The following is a 16,449-nucleotide window of genomic DNA, read 5'->3' on the forward strand; positions in this document are numbered from 1 at the left end:
CATCACGCTGTTGTGCTCCCGATCCAATGACGGGCATCACAGCCGTCCCTAGAGTCGCACCATGCCCCTGATCAGAGCGGTCCTGCCCGACATCGACCCGGTCGTCCACGCGGCGTTGCCGTTGCGGGAACGGATCCGGATCGCGGCGACCTTCTGGGCCGACAACGGCTTCGGCACGCCCCGCTACGTCCACATGATCTACATCCTCAAGGTCACCGTCTGGTACGCCCTGGGCGGCCTGTTGATCATCTCCGCCACCAGCGACCTCGGCGGCCTGGGCAACCTCGACCAGTGGTGGACGGAGCCGGTCGTCTACCAGAAGGCGATCGCCTGGACGCTGCTGATGGAGGTCGTGGGCTTCGGCGGAGCGTGGGGTCCGCTGTGCGGCCACTTCAAGCCGTTCACCGGCGGTGCGCGCTACTGGCTGCGCCCCGGCACGATCCGGGTCGCCCCGTGGCGCTGGATCCCCGGCACCGCCGGCGACAGCCGCACCTTCGTCGACATCACCCTGTACGCCGCCCTGCTGGTCTCGCTCGCCACCGCTGTCGTGTGGCAGGGCGATCGGGTGCCGGCCGCGTTGGCAGCATTGGCCGCCGTACTCCTGGTGGTGAACGGGCTGCGCGACTCGATCGTGTTCCTGGCCGCGCGCGGCGAGCAGTACCTCCCGGCCCTGGTCTTCACCGCGATGCTCGACGGCGCCGACTTCATCATCGCCGCGAAGGTGCTCATCGTGACGGTGTGGATCGGCGCCGGCTTCTCGAAGTTCGGCCTGCACTTCGCCAACGTGATCCCGCCGATGGTGTCGAACGCCCCGTTCGTACCGGGCAAGCTCGTCCGGCGCCTGCACTACAAGAACGCCCCCGACGACCTTCGGCCCTCGAAGTTGTCATGGGGCCTGGCGCACTTCGGTGGCACCTGCGTGGAGATGCTGACACCGCTGATCCTGCTGTTCTCCACCAACGAGACGGTCACGCTGCTCGCGGTCGGCGTGATGGTGAGCTTCCACGTGTTCATCACGATGACGTTCCCGCTGGCCGTGCCACTGGAGTGGAACGTGCTCTTCGCCTTCCTGGCGGCCTTCCTGTTCTGGGGACACCACGCCAGCGACGGCTACGCGGTGACCGACTTCAGCGAACCGTGGCTGCTCGTGCTGATCGCCGCCTGCCTGCTGGTCTCCCCGGTCGTCGGCAACCTGCGCCCCGACAAGGTCTCGTTCCTTGCCTCGCTGCGGCAGTACGCCGGCAACTGGGCCTCGGCCGTCTGGGCCTTCTCCCCGGGCGCCGAGGAGAAGATGCTGAAGCTCGACCTGCCCGCGCCGCCGATGACCGACCAGTTGATGGCGCTGCTGAAGTACGACCGCCCCACGGCCGAGCAGTGCATGTCCCTCATCGCCGGCTGGCGTTCGCTGCACAGCCAGGGTCGCGGCCTGTTCAGCGTCTTCCTGGCGCGGTACGACGACATCGACCAGCGCACGGTGCGCGAAGGCGAGTTCATGTCCAACTGGGTCCGGGGCTGGAACTTCGGTGACGGGCACCTGCACGACGACCGGATGATCGCCGCCATCCAGGCCCGCGTCGGCTTCGAGCCCGGCGAGTTGATCGTGGTGTTCGTCGAGTCGCAGCCGGTCCACAAGCGGGTCCAGGAGTACCGGATCATCGACGCCGCCCTCGGTGTCATCGAGCGCGGCACGTGGCGCGTGGCTGACGCGGTCGCGGAGCAGCCGTGGCTGCCGAACGGCCCGATCCCGCTCGAGGTGACCTGGCGCGCAGAGGCCGCCACCGGGGTCACCACGTGACCACAGCAGTCGTCGTCGGCAGCGGTCCGAACGGGCTGGCCGCCGCCCTGACCCTGGCCGCGGCCGGCGTACAGGTGCGGATCATCGAGGCTGCCGACGTGCTCGGTGGCGGGGTGCGATCGGCCGAGCTGACGCTGCCCGGCTTGATCCACGACGAGTGCTCGGCGTTCCACCCGTTCGCCCTGGGCTCCTCCTTCGGACGCGACTTCGACCTCGCAGGCGCCGGCCTGAACTGGCTCTGGGCCGACGCCGAGCTCGCGCACCCGCTGTCCGGGGCGACGGGCGCGGTCCTGCGCCGCTCCGTCTCGGAGACCGCAGCCGGACTGGGCGCTGACGGCGCCCGGTGGCAACGCACCTTCGGTCCGCTCGCCGAGCGGTTCGGCACGATCAGTGGCGAGTTCCTCCAGCCCATGCTGCACGTGCCGAAGCACCCGATCCACCTCGCCCGCTTCGGTGCCTTCTCCGCACCGCCGGCCACACTCATCGGCCGTCGCTTCCGGGAGGACCCGGCTCGCGCGCTGTTCGGGGGAGTCGCCGCGCACGCGTTCACGAAGCTGAACCTGCCGTTGTCGTCGGCCATCGGTGTCGCCCTGGCCACCGCCGCCCACGCCTTCGGCTGGCCCGTCGCAGAGGGCGGTTCGTCGTCGATCCGTGACGCAATCCTGCGCAGGTGCGGGGAATTCGACGTCACGACCGAGACGGGACGGACCATCACCGCGATCGCGGAGATCGCCGACGCGGACCTCGTCCTCCTCGACACGACCCCGGGCGCCGCGCTCCGGATCCTGGGCGACCAGGTGCCCGGCCGTGTGCGTCGTGGCTTCCGTCGGTTCCGCCACGGACCCGGTGCCTTCAAGGTCGACTTCGCCATCGCCGAGGGCGTGCCCTGGTCCTATGAGCCGGCCCGCAGCGCCGGCACCGTCCACCTCGGTGGTCGCTTCGAGGAGACCGTCGCGGCCGAGCGATCCGTCGCCCGGGGCGTGCTGCCCGAACGCCCCTTCGTCCTCGTCGGACAGCAGTGGCTGGCCGACCCGTCCCGTTCGGTCGGGGACACGCACCCGCTCTACTCCTACGCCCACGTCCCCGCCGGCTACGACGGGCCCGACGAGGTGGTCACCGAAGCGATCATCGCCCGCATCGAGGAGCACGCCCCCGGCTTCCGCGACCGGATCCTGGCCACGCACGTCCGGTCGGCAGCGGGCATGCAGCAGCACAACGCCAACTACGTCGGCGGCGACATCACCACCGGCGCCAACGACGCACGACAACTCGTCTTCCGCCCGCGGGCCGGCCTTTCGCCGTACTCCACCGGGGTGGAGGGGGTCTATCTCTGCTCCGCCGCAACCCCTCCTGGAGCAGGTGCGCACGGCATGTGCGGGCACCTCGCGGCGCGCAAGGCGCTGGCCGACCTGGCTCGCTGAGACACAGATCACGCGCCGCGACAGTTAAATCTCCGAAATCCATACAAATTGAGGACATCGTCCCGATCAGGGTCCCCTACGTTGATCCCCGGGACTGGCTGCGCGTGGGGGCGCACCCAGACAGGCGGAGGGCTCGGACGGCTGCGCAGGGACGCGTAGCCCATTCCACCTCACGTCACAGGTTCGTCAAGAACCGATCCTGGTCGTTGTTGGACGAGGCCGCGGACCACCGCGCCCGAAAATGTGGGGACACACGATGCTTGATTCTTCGCGCCCTTTGCGGCGCCCGATTCTGCGTGGAGGCCGGATCGCGCTGGTCCTGCCGACCGCGCTCCTCGCCATCACCGCGATGGTCTCGCCCAGCTTTGCTGACGACGTGACGCCCGATGACGGCGGCGAGACGCCGGCCGTCACCGAGACGCCCGTGCCGTCGGCCGAGCCCGACCCGGCACCCGTGGTCGACCCGGCACCGGCCGAGGTTGCCGAGCCGAAGGCCCCGACCGCGTCCGAGTCGAAGGCGGCGCCCACGTCCGGCGCCACGTCCGAGAAGTCGGCGCCGACGCCCGGTGCTGCCTTCACCGACGGCGTCCGGGCCAAGGCCAACGTCGTCACCGCCGCCGCGCAGGAGACCTGCAAGGCCAACGACGGCTGGATCAAGCTCGACGGTCTCTCCGGCCTCACCCTGACGATCACGGCTCCGGCCGGCAAGGTCATCGTCGGTGTCTGCGCGAAGTCCTCGACCAACGTCGTCACGATCACGCTCAACCCGGGCCAGGCGTCGTACACGATCGAGTCCGGCACGGGCCCGTGGGCCGGCTTCGTCAACGGCAACGGCCGGGCGCAGGAACTGAGCCACGCGTCGTACCTCCTGGCGGACGAGCCGGAGGACATCGACGAGATCCCCGCCCCCGAGATTCCGGTTGTCGACGCCTGCGGCCCCGACAACGCCGTCTACGGCGCGGTCCCCACGGGCAACTACACGATCGTGCGCAACCTGGACGGCTCGATCACGCTGAAGGCCGACGCCGGCTACGAGTTCCCGGGCGGCGCCGACGAGCGTGTCTTCCCGGCCCCGACCGACTCGAACGAGCCGTGCGACGAGCCGGCCGAGATCGACGCCCCCGAGGTGCCGGTCGTGGACCCGTGCGGCACCGGCAATGCGGTGTACGGCGACGTCCCCGCCGGTGACTACGAGGTGGACCGCAATGACGACGGCAGCATCACGCTGACGGCGCCCGCCGGTTCGACCTTCGCCGGTGGCGCGGAGACCTACACCTACCCGGTGCCGGTGGAGACCAACACCGAGGCGTGCGAGCCGACCGAGATCGACGTGCCCGAGGTGCCGGTCGATGACCTGTGCGACACCGGCAACGCCTCGTACGGCGACGTGCCGCTCGGCGAGTACGTCATCACCCCCAACGAGGACGGCAGCATCACGCTGGAGGCTCACGAGGGCTTCATCTTCCCGGGTGACAAGACGACGCACACCTTCCCGGTGCCGGTCGAGACCAACATCGAGGCCTGCCCGGCCGAGGACCCGACGCGCGTCGTGCTCTGCACCTACCCGGCCGACGAGACCGCCCCGATTCCCACGCGTACTGCTCTGGGCACGATCGTCATCGTCGCGCTGGAGGATCTCGTCGACCTGGGCTTCGCGGGTGTCTTCCCGTACGAGTTCACCGATGGTGGCGCTTCCTCGACGGCGATCCGTTTCGCCGACGAGGGTGAGGTCGCCGAGGACATCGACGCCGTCGTCTGTGGCGTCGAAGCCGAGATCGAGGAGCTTCCGGGCGACGTCGACGGCGAGGTCGACGGCGAGGTCGGCGGCCTGGTCGAGGTGCTGCCGAACACGGGTGGTCCGGCTGGCTGGCTGGTGCCGCTCGGCGCCGGGCTGGTCCTTGCGGGTGCGGCCCTCGTGCTGGCCCGTCGCCGCGAGAACGTCTGACCTGAGGGACCCGGCCTGACCGGTTGATCGCCCTGTCGCAGCACCGCTGCGGCAGGGCGGTCGCGGTTTTGTGGAGGTTTTGCCGGTTCTCGGGCGCTGCGGACTATCGTTTCCGATGGTTCTGGGCAAAATCGACCGCGTTTTGGTTCGGTGGCGCTATGAAGCCACCTACCGTCTTCGGTGGGAGCTGACCACGAGTGGGGTTGTGGTTGGCATAGAGGGAGTGTTCAACCTGCGCCGCGCAAGGTCGCGTGGCAGGTGCAACGCTCCCTTTTTCGGTATGGGGCCGTCCCGATGTGAGTAGTTGACGGTCGCGGGGCTCCCGCGCCGACCAAGACATGGGGACAAATTAGAGATGACAAGCTCTTCGCGGCGCCTGCGCCGCCCACTTTCTCGCGGAGGACGGCTGGCGCTGGTCGTTCCGACCGCGCTCCTGGCCATGACCACGCTGGTCTCGCCCAGCTTCGCCGACGACGTGAACCCGGACGACGGCGGCGACACGCCTGCTGTCGTCGAGTCCGAGGTGCCCGCGGCCGAGCCCGAACCGGCACCCGCGCCGGAGCCGAAGCCTGAGCCGGCCCCCGAGCCGAAGCCCGACCCGAAGCCCGACCCGAAGCCCGAGCCGAAGTCCGACGACGAGGCCACCGACGAGGCGAGCGACGAGGCCACCGACGAGGCCGAGTCGACCCCGATCGAGATCCCCGAGGACGCCGTCCCCGTGGGCGAGGCTGCCGACACCGGCGCCCGCCTCGTGGCGAAGGTTGTTGCGCTGGCTGACGAGAACACCAAGAAGATGGTCGTCTGCAAGTACTCCGCGACTCCGACGTACGGCGAGAAGGCGCAGACCGTCGTCATCCGTGACCTGCCCGGCGGCGTCACGCTCCCGGTCGACTGGCCCCTGCAGTTCAACGACGCCCAGGGCGCCTCGATCGCGACCCGTCACCCGCTCGACGGTGAGAACTCCAACGAGATCAACATCAACACGGAGTGCCCGCCGTACGTCCCGCCGGGCGTCATCGTGCCGCCCGTGCTCACGGTCAACGACCCCTGTGGCCTGAACAACGCGGAGTACAACGACCCGCCGGCCGGGAGCTACACCTTCGTGAGGAACCCGGACGGCAGCCTCACGCTGACCGCAACGGGCAACAACGTGTTCCCGTCGCCGCCGCCGGCTCCGGCGCTGCCGGGTACGACGACCTGGACCTACGCGGCACCGGCCGATTCCGGCATCCTGTGTTCGGCGACCGTGCCGGACCTGGGCATCGAGGACCCGTGTGGTCTGGACAACGCGGCGTACGAAGCGGTGCCGGCGAGTGACTTCTACACCAGCGAGGTCAACGAGGACGGCAGCGTCACGCTGACCGCGATTGACGACTACTCGTTCGATGGTGGGCCGACGTACACGTACCCGGCTCCGGTCGACTCGAACGAGCTGTGCCGGGTGATTGCTCCTGAGCTGGACGTCAACGACCCGTGTGGTCTCGACAACGCCGCGTACGAAGAGGTGCCGGCAAGTGACCTGTACACCAGCGAGGTCAACGAGGACGGCAGCGTCACGCTGACAGCGGTCGCGGACTACGGCTTCGATGGTGAGCCGACATACACGTACCCGGCTCCGGTCGACTCGAACGAGCTGTGCCCCGTGATTGCTCCTGAGTTGGACGTCAACGACCCGTGTGGTCTCGACAACGCCGCGTACGAAGCGGTGCCGGAGAACGAGCTGTACACCAGCGAGGTCAACGAGGACGGCAGCGTAACGCTGACCGCGATCGCGGACTACGGCTTCGATGGTGAGCCGACGTACACGTACCCGGCTCCGGTCGACGAGGGCATCCTGTGCTCGGCCACGGTTCCTGACCTGGGCACAGTCGACCCGTGTGGTCTCGACAACATCGCCTACGAAGCGGTCCCGGCGAACGACTTCTACACCAGCGAGGTCAACGAGGACGGCAGCGTCACGCTGACCGCGATCAAGGACTACGCGTTCGACGGAAAGCCGACCTACACGTACCCGGCGCCGGTCGACGAAGGCATCCTGTGCCCGGCGATCGCTCCTGAGCTGGACGTCCTCAACCCGTGTGGTGTCGACAACGCGGCCTACGAACCGGTTCCGGCGAACGACCTGTACACCAGCGAGGTCAACGAGGACGGCAGCGTCACGCTGACAGCGATCAAGGACTACGGCTTCGATGGTGAGCCGACATACACGTACCCGGCTCCGGTCGACTCGAACGAGCTGTGCCCCGTGATTGCTCCTGAGTTGGACGTCAACGACCCGTGTGGTCTCGACAACGCCGCGTACGAGACGGTGCCGGAGAACGAGCTGTACACCAGCGAGGTCAACGAGGACGGCAGCGTCACGCTGACCGCGATCGCGGACTACGGCTTCGACGGTGAGCCGACCTACACCTACCCGGCTCCGGTGGACTCGAACGAAGAGTGCCCCGTGGTCAAGGCGTACGTCGCCTGCTCGTCGCCGCTCGTCGCTCGTACGGCACCCATCGCGGCCGGCATCATCGTGGTCATCGACGAGGTCGAGGCAGCGCTCAAGGGCTTCCTCGGGACGTTCCCGTACACCTACACGGACGGCACCTCTGAGGTCACCATCCTCCAGGAGCTGGCGGAGGGTCAGGACCCGAGCTCGCTCGACGCCGCGACGCTCTGCGGCGAGGTGGCCGTCATCGTCGAGGAACCGCCGACGGTCGGTGGCATCGTCGAGGTGCTGCCGAACACGGGTGGTCCGGCGGGCTGGCTGGTGCCGCTCGGCACCGGGCTGGTCCTGGCGGGTGCGGCCCTGGTGCTGATGCGCCGCCGCGAGACCGTCTGATGTGAAGCAACCGGTCTGACCGGATGATCGCCCCGTCGCAGCTCAGCTGCGGCGGGGCGATTGCCGTTCCGGCATGCAGCCGGATCCAGGCTCAGCCGGCGAGCTGCTGGTCCGCAGTCGTGCTGCGCAGACGCAGGAACCGGAACCGGCCGTTGACCTGGCGCAGGTGACCCAGCAGGGGCGCGCACGTCGTACACGTGGGCAGGTGGCTGTCGAAGCGCGCGACAGCCGAGGCGCACAGGGTCGTACGGACGTAGCGGCTCATCCGTTGGCGCACCCAGTCGCATTCGCTGGTCCGGGCCGGAGCCTGCTTGATCAGTTGGTCGAGGTACGCCGCCCGGAGGCCTTCGCGCCCGCGGTAGGCCAGGGACGACACTGCCGCCGGGCGCAGCCCGAGCAGCGCAGCGGCCTCGGCGACCGTCCGCTCCTCCACCTCCAGCAGGTGGATCACCTGCTGCCAGGCGGGCGGCAGGCTGGCCAGGGCAGCGGCCGCGAGATCACTGTCGAAGTCCTCGGCCATGTCCTCGCTCGGGGCGACGGCGGTCTCGAGCAGCCACGGGTGATCCGACGCCGGCTCCTCGTGCCCACCGCGGCGCTGGAGGTCGCGATGCCGGTTGCGCAGGGTGGTGAAGAGGTAGCCGTGGAAGTTGGTCGTCGGCCCGACCCCGGCGATGAACTGCGCGACCACCCGGGCGAAGGCGTCGGCGAGGAGGTCGTCCGCGTCATCGAACCCGACCAGCAGGACCGCCAGTCGGTGGGCGGCGAGGCGGTGGACCTCGTACAACTCGGCGATGGCCGATGCGTCGCCGGTGCGCGCGCGAGTCAGGAGAGCGGTGTCGTCTGCGGACGGTTCCGGCGTCGTGATCACGATGGCTACCTCGAGTGGCTTCGGATCATTCGACGGTAATCACAGGTATCCGGCCTCCGCTGGCGAATGGCGAAGATTGCGACCCGCCCGGCGCAGTCTTTACCCATTTCTTTACTTGCGACGCGTCATGTCGGTCGCCGAATCCCGTCATGGAGGCGTAGGGACTTTGTCCCGGTCGCCCGCGATGCTCCCGTCCGGCGGCGAACCTCGAGTACAGGAGTGCCTCCCTATGAGGTCAATCGGTACGGCTCGAAGGCGAATTGGGGTCGCTTTCCTGGTCGGAACCGCTGCGATGGCCATTCCGTTCATCGCCGCCGCTCCGGCGCAAGCCATAGACAATCCAGTAGTGCATGAAGGCTCGGTCGCCATCGAGTCATTCCCGAGCGACAAGGTCATCAACGTCCCGAAGTTCGACGACGAAGAAGGCCTGCTCACGCTCACCGAAGTCACGGTCATTGCGTCCGTCGACGGCGAGCTCGAGGGTTCGGTGGAAAACCTGAGCGCCTCGCAGCCGAAGTCGCTGTCGGGCTCGCTCAACGCCGCGATCACGGTCAACGGTGTGGGCGTCTCGAACCTGGAGGCTGCCGGTTCCGAGGACAAGGTGTGGAACCTCGCCCCCGGCGAGATCCAGCCGATCACGTTGCTGGGCGCGGGTGTGTCCTCCGAGGTCACCGTCACGGAACCCGCGGTACTCGCAGGGTTCGTTGGCGAGGGCGACCTCAACTACGACGTGCACAGCGAGATCGACGTCAGCATCACCGGCCCGGCGCCGTACAAGACGACCGGTGTCGCGGGTGGCGAGGCGAAGGTCAAGATCTCCTACACCTTCGCGGACACCTGTGTGGTCGACCCGGAGAACGAGATCTGTGCTCCGGCGGAGCCGGACTGCGCCACGGAGGGCGTCAGCGTCACCAAGATCGCACCGGTGATGAACGAGGACAAGAAGGTCTTCGACCTCAACGGTGGCGGCACCTTCACGATGTTCCAGCTCGACTTGAGCAACCCGATCGGAGAGACGTTCGACTGGACGTCGACGGTCAACGTCTTCGAGATCCAGGTCAAGGGTGGGCCGGGCTTCGAGCCGTACCTGTACCCGGGCGGTTCCATGGAAGGCAACGACCTGCACGCTCCGCTCCAGGCCAGCCAGGACACGTGGCACTCGGTGAACTACATCCTGGTGTGCTCCGAACCGGTACCGGACTGCGAGTCCGACCCGGAGATGGAGGGCTGCTCGCCTCCGGACTGCCTCGAGAGTGACAGCTTCAAGATCGATCCGGTCTCGGCTGGCGACCACGCGTTGCCGGGCGGCGGAACCTTCACGATCGTGAAGCACGACAGCGAGGAGCTGGGCGAGACCTTCGACTGGACCTCCGACGTACCGATCTTCTGGATCAGCGTCAAGGGCGGACCCCAGGCGATTCCGCAGGAGTTCTACGACTACCAGCCGCAAGGCGCCTTGTCGGACGAAGGCCTGCACGCTCCGGACAACCCGAACAGCGGCAAGTACTACGGCCTGAGCCACCTCACGGTCTGTGCGGGCGACTCCGAGCCGACGTGCGAGGACCAGCCGGACATGGATGGCTGTGACGAGCCGACGTGCGAGGACGACCCGAACATGGAGGGCTGTGACGAGCCGACGTGCGAGGACGACCCGAACATGGAGGGTTGCGATCCGGCATCCAACCAGTGCGACACGGTCGAGGGCTTCAAGATCGACCCCGTCACTGAGGGTGAGCACGGTGTCTTCACCATCACCGACATCTACAACACCGAGGCGGGCCAGGTCTTTGACTGGGAGTCCACGGTGCCGATCCTCGCGATCACGGTGAAGGGCGGGCCGGTGGCCAACGACCCGCAGTTCTACTCGTACGCACCAGACGGTGCCTTGAGCGGGACGGGCCTCCACGCCATCCTCAACCCGAACAGCGGCAAGTGGTACGGGCTGAGTCACCTGTGTGTGAAGGCGGACGAACCGGAAGGACCGGCCGGTCTGACCTCGAAGAACCCGGGCAAGGACCAGAAGGAATCCAAAGAACAGCCGGCGGCCAAGGTCGACCCGGTTCCCGCGCCGAAGCAGGAGGAAGGCGAGGGAGACGTTGACCCCGAGCCGGAGCCCGCACCGGAGCCCGCACCCGAGCCCGAGCCCCAGGTTGAGGAGACGCCACCACCACCGGCTGAACCCGCCTCAGCGCCCGAGCCCGAGCCCACCCCCGAGCCGGCTGCAGGCGACGCGCCTGCGGGCGAGTAGAGGGAGGCGATGATCATGCGAGGAGCATTGATGACGAAGCGGGCAGTTCGGATCGCGGCGGCCGGGGCAGTTGCGTCGGTCACGGTCTTCACCATGGGGGTGGCGCCGGCATCTGCAGTCACCGGCGACACCCAGACCGTGACCTTCGACTTGGGAGACCTCGACGCGTCGGGGACGGGACAGATCGAGCAGTTCGATCCCGACCTCGGCGAGTTGACCTCCGTGAAGATCGAGGCCGAGGTGACGATGGACTTCGCGGTCTGCATCACCAACCTCAGCGAGGAGGCCTCGTCGGTCAACAGTGGCAACGTCTCGGGCGCTGCGCCCCTGACGTTCGCCGGTGATGTCGTCGCCCAGACCTCAGGTGCCATGGAGGTGCCGGCATTGGAGCTTGCAGCCAATGGCGGAACCGACGGGTGCTCGGCCTGGGAAGAGGCGGGCGGTGATCCGAACACGGCGCCGGCTGGGGCGAACAGCCAGCTGACGGCGGGCTCGGACAGCGACACGTTCTCGACCACCATCACCGATGAGGCTGCTCTGGCGCCGTACGTGGGGACGGGCACGGTGGGCTTCGACTACACGGCTTCCTCCGCGTCGAACCTGTCGCAGCCGTCCGAGTGGACGCTGGTGTTCCTGGCCTCCGGAGCAGGTGAGGTCAACGTGACCTACACCTACGACGAGGGTGATGTCGGTGGGATCGACGAAGGCGACGGAGACCTCCCGAACACGGGTGGTCCTGATGGCTGGCTGGTTCCGGTCGGTGCCGCTCTGGTACTTGCCGGTGCCGCGTTGGTCATGGTGAGGCGTCCCCACTCCGCCTGACCATGGTCAGGTGGTCCTCTCCGGGCGCAAGTCTGGGAGCAGTGAGGGGCATCTGACGAACCCGGTTACCCGGGTGTTCGCCCCGCCGCAGGAGCGCTCTTGCGGCGGGGCGAACGACGTCAGGCGTCGTTCGCTTCGTCCGCGTCGTTCGACTCGTTCGTCGCGGCCGGTACGTCGACGGCGCGCACCGCAGCAATGACCTGCTCCAGGGCGGGCGCCGGGAGGGCACCGGCCTGCGAGAACACGAGCGTGCCGTTCTTGAACGCCATGAGCGTGGGAATCGACGACACGCGGGCTGCCGAGGCGAGCTGCTGCTCTTCCTCGGTGTTGACCGATCCGAAGACCAGGTCGCCGTGCTGCTCCGCCGCGGACTCGTAGATGGGCGCGAAGTTGCGGCACGGGCCGCACCACGACGCCCAGAAGTCAACGAAGACGATGTCGTTGTCGAGCACGGTCTGCTCGAAGTTGCCGGACGTCAGGTCGATGGTGGACATGTCTCCTCAACGCCCGAGGTACGCCCGGTGTTCCGCCGTGCACTCAGGACGAGGGCTGCATCAGGTTCAGGTCGGCGGGGCCGGCGATGCCGGGGACGGAGCCGTGGTCGTCGTACTGCCAGATCTCCCAGGGGCGGCGCGGAGCGCGGTCGCCGATCCGGCGGACCCACTGCGGGTGGTCAGCGAGGTCGGTGGCGAAGCCGAAGCGCTCCTCGAAGTCGGGGTACAGGTAGACCACCGTCTTCGTGGCGTACTCCTTGTCCACGGCGGCGAGGAACTCCCGCACCTCGGCGAGCAGGGTGGCGCGTGCCGGCGGGGTGGTGCAGCTGCCGACGAGCTCGAGATCCACTGCCGGGGCGAGCGCTTCGGCACCTCCGTCGCCGAGGACGTCGATGAAGTGAGCAGCCTGGGCGGTGCCGTCGGAGCAGAGCTGGAAGTAGTGGTAGCCGGCGACGGCGACGCCGTACTTGCTCGCACGCCTGCGGTGCGCGGCGAAGCGCGGGTCGACGAAGCCGGTGCCCTCGGTGGCCTTGAGGTAGGCGAAGGAGATGCCGTGGTCGGCGACCTTCGCCCAGTCGATCGGGCCCTGGTGGTGGGAGGCGTCGATCCCCTGGCGTGGACCGCCATCGCCGCCGACCTCGGCCTCCGTGGGGGCAGGCGTGCTGGTCTCGACAGGCTCGACAGTCTCGACGGGCGGCGTGGTGGTCGCGAGCGCTGACGGCGTCGTGGTCTCGACAGGCTCGTCCGACGGGGTCGCTTCACCGCACCCGGTCAGCAGCCCGGTCAGCAGCCCGGCCACGACCATCGCGGCCAGAGCGCTCCGGAGATTCATGGAGCCCAGCCAACCACGTGCTCAGATGGGGGGATGAGACTCCTCGTGCTCGGTGGCACACAGTTCCTTTCCCACGCGGTCGCGGCGGACGCCGTACGACGGGGGCACGAGGTGGTGTGTGCCAACCGTGGCCAGTCGGGAAGGGTCCCGCCCGGCGTCACGCAGGTGCGCTGGGACCGCTCCGAACCGGCGCCGGACGCGTTGGCCGAGGCCGGCCCGTTCGACGCGGTCGTCGACATCGCCCGCCAGCCGTCCCACGTTCGGCACGCCCTCGATGCGGTTTCCGATGCGCACTGGGTCTACGTCTCCTCGATCTCCGTGTACGCCGACGACGCGGACCCGTCCGGGCCGGGCAGCGGGGCGCTGAAGACCCCGATCGCCGAGGACGTCGATCTCGCCACCGACCCCGAGGCGTACGGCGGCCTCAAGGTCACGTGCGAACAACTGGTCCTGGACGCCGCATCCTCGGCGGCCGTCGTCCGTCCCGGACTGATCGTCGGACCCGGCGATCCGACGGGGCGATTCAGTTACTGGGCTCGCCGATCCGTCGCGACCGGAGAGGTCCTCGGGCCCGGCGATCCGGGGGATCTGGTCGACGTCATCGACGTACGCGACCTCGCGACGTGGCTCGTCGATCTCGCCGATCGTCGTACGCCCGGCACGTTCGACGCCATCGGGCCAGCGGTCCCGTTCGCGGACCTCCTGCGCGACGCCCTTCCTGACGCTGATGTCGTGTGGGTGGACCAGGAGTTCCTCAGCGGCCAGGGCGTGCAGCCGTGGGCCGGACCGGACAGCATCCCGCTCTGGCTCCCGCGTCCCGAGTACGACGGCATGCTGGCCCACGACGCAGCGCCGGCCGTGGCTGCGGGGCTGGTGCTGCGCCCCATCAAGGACACGGCCAGCGACACCCGCGCCTGGCTCGAGTCGGATCCGGCCGCTCGCATCGACGGGATCACGACGGAGCGCGAGGCCGAACTGCTTGCCGCATGGAAGGACCGCTGAACGAGGCCGCTAGCCTCGGCCGGTGCTCCGCATCGCCACCGTCAACATCAACGGCATCCGGGCCGCCCACCGGCGCGGCTTCGATGACTGGTTGGCGACCCGCGGCTGCGACGTCATCACCCTCCAGGAAGTGCGCTGCCCCGTCGACGCGTTGCCCGAGGGAGCGTTCGGCGACTTCCACGCCGCCTACGACGCGGGCACGATCGCGGGGCGCAACGGGGTGGCCGTACTGACGCGCACTCCGCCCGACAGCGTGCGCACCTGGGCGGTGCCGGATCCCGCGCAGCCGCTCCCGCGTGCACTGCGCCCCCACGCGCTGGAGGGCCGCTACATCGAGGTCGACCTCGCCGACCACCCGATCACGGTGGCCAGCCTGTACCTGCCCAAGGGTGGACTGCCAGCCCACCTGCAGGTTCCGAACCGGATGAGGGAAGCCCCGGACGGCGGTGCGAAGTACGACCGCAAGATGGCCTTTCTCGGAGGGTTCGCGCGCCACCTGACCAACGCCCGCCGGAACGCGGCGGCTGCCGGTCGAGAGTTCCTGTTGACCGGCGACCTCAACGTCGCGCACGACCGCCAGGACGTCGCGAACTGGCGGCGCAGCAACCAGGTCGAGGGTTTCCTCCCCGAGGAGCGGGCGTGGCTGGACAGCCAGCTGACACCGCGCACGCTGGTCGACGTCGTACGTCGGCTGCACCCGGATGCGGAGGGGCCGTACTCCTGGTGGAGCTGGCTCGGCCGCGCGTACGAGAAGGACGCCGGCTGGCGTATCGACTACCACCTCGCGACGCCCGGACTGGCGCGATCGGCCCGGGCCGCGGTGGTCGACCGCGAGCATCGTGGCACTCGCCTCAGCGACCACGCACCGGTGGTCGTCGACTACGACGTCAGCTGAAATCGTTCTCGGCCGCGACCGGCACGACCGCGATCGCGAGCAGGGGGAGCAGGCCGGCGAGAGCGAACGTGGCGCCGTACCCCCAGAGCGTGATCGACAGGCCGGCCACTGGCGGGACCGCGGCGGCGGCAATGTGCTGGGCGGTGTTCTGCATGCCGAGCGCACGGCCGGACCAGAACGGGCCAGCCCGTTCGGCAACGGCGGTGAAGGCCAGGCCGTTGTCGGCGACGGTGATCGCGGACGCCACGACGAGGAGCGCAACGGCCAGGACGGTCACCAGGCCGGAGCCCTCGGGGCCAGCTTGCCCGGCCGCCACCCCCAGCAGCGCCATCGTCAACGCGGCGAGGAGTGCGACCGAACGCATCGGCCGCATCCGGCTGCCGACGACGTCAGACACCCAACCGGCGCCGATCCGGGCCGCGGCACCGGCGACCTGGGTACCGGCGATGACGAGGCCGGCGACGCCGGGGGACCAGTCGAGGTCCTCGACGAGCCAGGTCAGGCCGAAGGTCCAGACGAGGAACTGCGGGACGACGAGCAGCACCGAGGCGCCGTGGACCCGCGCGAGGAACGAGTCGGTGCGATAGGGATTCGCCACGCTCCCGGCCACGACGGCAGGGCGCGGCGGGTCGATCACGACGAACGCGACGAGCAGGGCGCCCAGGGCAACGGCGCCGGTCGGTACCCACAGCGCCGGGCCGATGCCGTGCGCGTGCGCGATGACCGCGACGGTGCCGGCGGCCAGGCCGACGCCCAGCGGCTGACCGGTCTGCCGGATGCCCATGGCGAAGCCGCGGCGCTCGGGCGGGAACCAGCCCACGACGACGCGACCGGACGCAGAGTTGGTGGCGGCAGCACCGATGCCAGCCAGCGCGAGGGCGGCCGCCATGGGCCACGGACCGCCCGCCATGGTGGCCAGTGCGCCGCCGACAGCAGCGATCACGAGACCGCTGAGCAGAGCGAACCGCTCACCACGGCGGTCGACGACGACGCCCCAGAGGACGAGGGTGAGCATCATTCCGACCATCGACGCGGACGCGACGAGGCCGGCCTCGGCCAGGCTCATGCCGTGCCCGCCCTCGGAGACCGGGCGGTGCAGTTCGGGGATCAGGAACGCCGGCGCCACGACCATCGCGGCCGAAGCGGCCTGCGAACCGGTACCGACCGCGAGCATCGCCCACCGTCGAGCGACGCTGATCTGCTCGGGTGCGGCGGTCGAGGTCACGGGTCAAGTGAACGCCCGGACGTCCCCGAGGTGCACATCGATCCGCCCAACCAGCGTTGTGACATCGGTCTCGTG

12 protein-coding genes are annotated in these 16,449 nt (G+C 69.0%); 8 read left to right on the forward strand and 4 right to left on the reverse strand.

Annotation, left to right across the window (positions count from 1 at the left end; all coding sequences use genetic code 11):
• Window positions 1-61: 61 nt before the first annotated feature.
• The 4 genes from HRC28_RS03310 (at window position 62) to HRC28_RS03325 (ending at window position 7,988) form a co-directional block, all read left to right on the forward strand.
• Window positions 62-1,795: a DUF3556 domain-containing protein gene (locus tag HRC28_RS03310; RefSeq protein ID WP_182378772.1), complete on the forward strand. Its 1,734-nt coding sequence runs from the start codon at window positions 62-64 to the stop codon at window positions 1,793-1,795.
• Window positions 1,792-3,216, forward strand: a complete 1,425-nt coding sequence (locus HRC28_RS03315) for an NAD(P)/FAD-dependent oxidoreductase (protein WP_182378773.1) — start codon at window positions 1,792-1,794, stop codon at window positions 3,214-3,216. The genes HRC28_RS03310 and HRC28_RS03315 overlap by 4 nt, the downstream gene beginning before the upstream one ends.
• Before the next feature lie 277 nt (window positions 3,217-3,493).
• Entirely contained in the window at window positions 3,494-5,161 is a 1,668-nt protein-coding gene (locus tag HRC28_RS03320) for an LPXTG cell wall anchor domain-containing protein (RefSeq protein WP_182378774.1), read from the forward strand.
• Window positions 5,162-5,516: 355 nt separating this feature from the next.
• Window positions 5,517-7,988, forward strand: a complete 2,472-nt coding sequence (locus HRC28_RS03325) for an LPXTG cell wall anchor domain-containing protein (RefSeq protein WP_182378775.1) — start codon at window positions 5,517-5,519, stop codon at window positions 7,986-7,988.
• Window positions 7,989-8,079: 91 nt separating this feature from the next.
• Here the strand turns inward: HRC28_RS03325 and HRC28_RS03330 are convergent, their stop codons facing one another.
• Complete coding sequence (locus tag HRC28_RS03330) at window positions 8,080-8,856, reverse strand: sigma-70 family RNA polymerase sigma factor (protein WP_182378776.1); 777 nt, start codon at window positions 8,854-8,856, stop codon at window positions 8,080-8,082.
• 346 nt (window positions 8,857-9,202) lie between these two features.
• Here HRC28_RS03330 and HRC28_RS03335 point away from each other — a divergent pair, with 346 nt between their 5' ends.
• Entirely contained in the window at window positions 9,203-11,104 is a 1,902-nt protein-coding gene (locus HRC28_RS03335; RefSeq protein WP_182378777.1) for a choice-of-anchor E domain-containing protein, read from the forward strand.
• Between the two features lie 30 nt (window positions 11,105-11,134).
• The gene (locus HRC28_RS03340) at window positions 11,135-11,926 is read left to right on the forward strand and encodes a choice-of-anchor E domain-containing protein (protein ID WP_182378778.1); all 792 of its coding nucleotides are present in this window, start codon (window positions 11,135-11,137) and stop codon (window positions 11,924-11,926) included.
• A 119-nt stretch (window positions 11,927-12,045) separates the two neighbouring features.
• Here HRC28_RS03340 and trxA read toward each other — a convergent pair whose 3' ends face one another.
• Both trxA and HRC28_RS03350 read right to left on the reverse strand, forming a co-directional pair.
• Complete coding sequence (trxA, locus tag HRC28_RS03345) at window positions 12,046-12,420, reverse strand: thioredoxin (RefSeq protein ID WP_182378779.1); 375 nt, start codon at window positions 12,418-12,420, stop codon at window positions 12,046-12,048.
• A 43-nt stretch (window positions 12,421-12,463) separates the two neighbouring features.
• Window positions 12,464-13,252, reverse strand: a complete 789-nt coding sequence (locus tag HRC28_RS03350; RefSeq protein ID WP_182378780.1) for a GH25 family lysozyme — start codon at window positions 13,250-13,252, stop codon at window positions 12,464-12,466.
• Between the two features lie 33 nt (window positions 13,253-13,285).
• Between HRC28_RS03350 and HRC28_RS03355 the strand changes: the two genes are divergently transcribed.
• Window positions 13,286-14,254, forward strand: coding sequence for an NAD-dependent epimerase/dehydratase family protein (locus tag HRC28_RS03355; protein WP_182378781.1), 969 nt, complete (start codon window positions 13,286-13,288; stop codon window positions 14,252-14,254).
• A 22-nt stretch (window positions 14,255-14,276) separates the two neighbouring features.
• The gene (locus HRC28_RS03360; RefSeq protein WP_182378782.1) at window positions 14,277-15,149 is read left to right on the forward strand and encodes an exodeoxyribonuclease III; all 873 of its coding nucleotides are present in this window, start codon (window positions 14,277-14,279) and stop codon (window positions 15,147-15,149) included.
• Here HRC28_RS03360 and HRC28_RS03365 read toward each other — a convergent pair.
• Complete coding sequence (locus HRC28_RS03365; RefSeq protein WP_237111678.1) at window positions 15,142-16,374, reverse strand: MFS transporter; 1,233 nt, start codon at window positions 16,372-16,374, stop codon at window positions 15,142-15,144. The two genes, HRC28_RS03360 and HRC28_RS03365, sit on opposite strands and share 8 nt — an antisense overlap.
• Between the last annotated feature and the right edge of the window lie 75 nt (window positions 16,375-16,449).

Origin of the sequence: Nocardioides sp. WS12, assembly GCF_014108865.1 — a bacterium.
Classification (GTDB): Bacteria; Actinomycetota; Actinomycetes; order Propionibacteriales; family Nocardioidaceae; genus Nocardioides.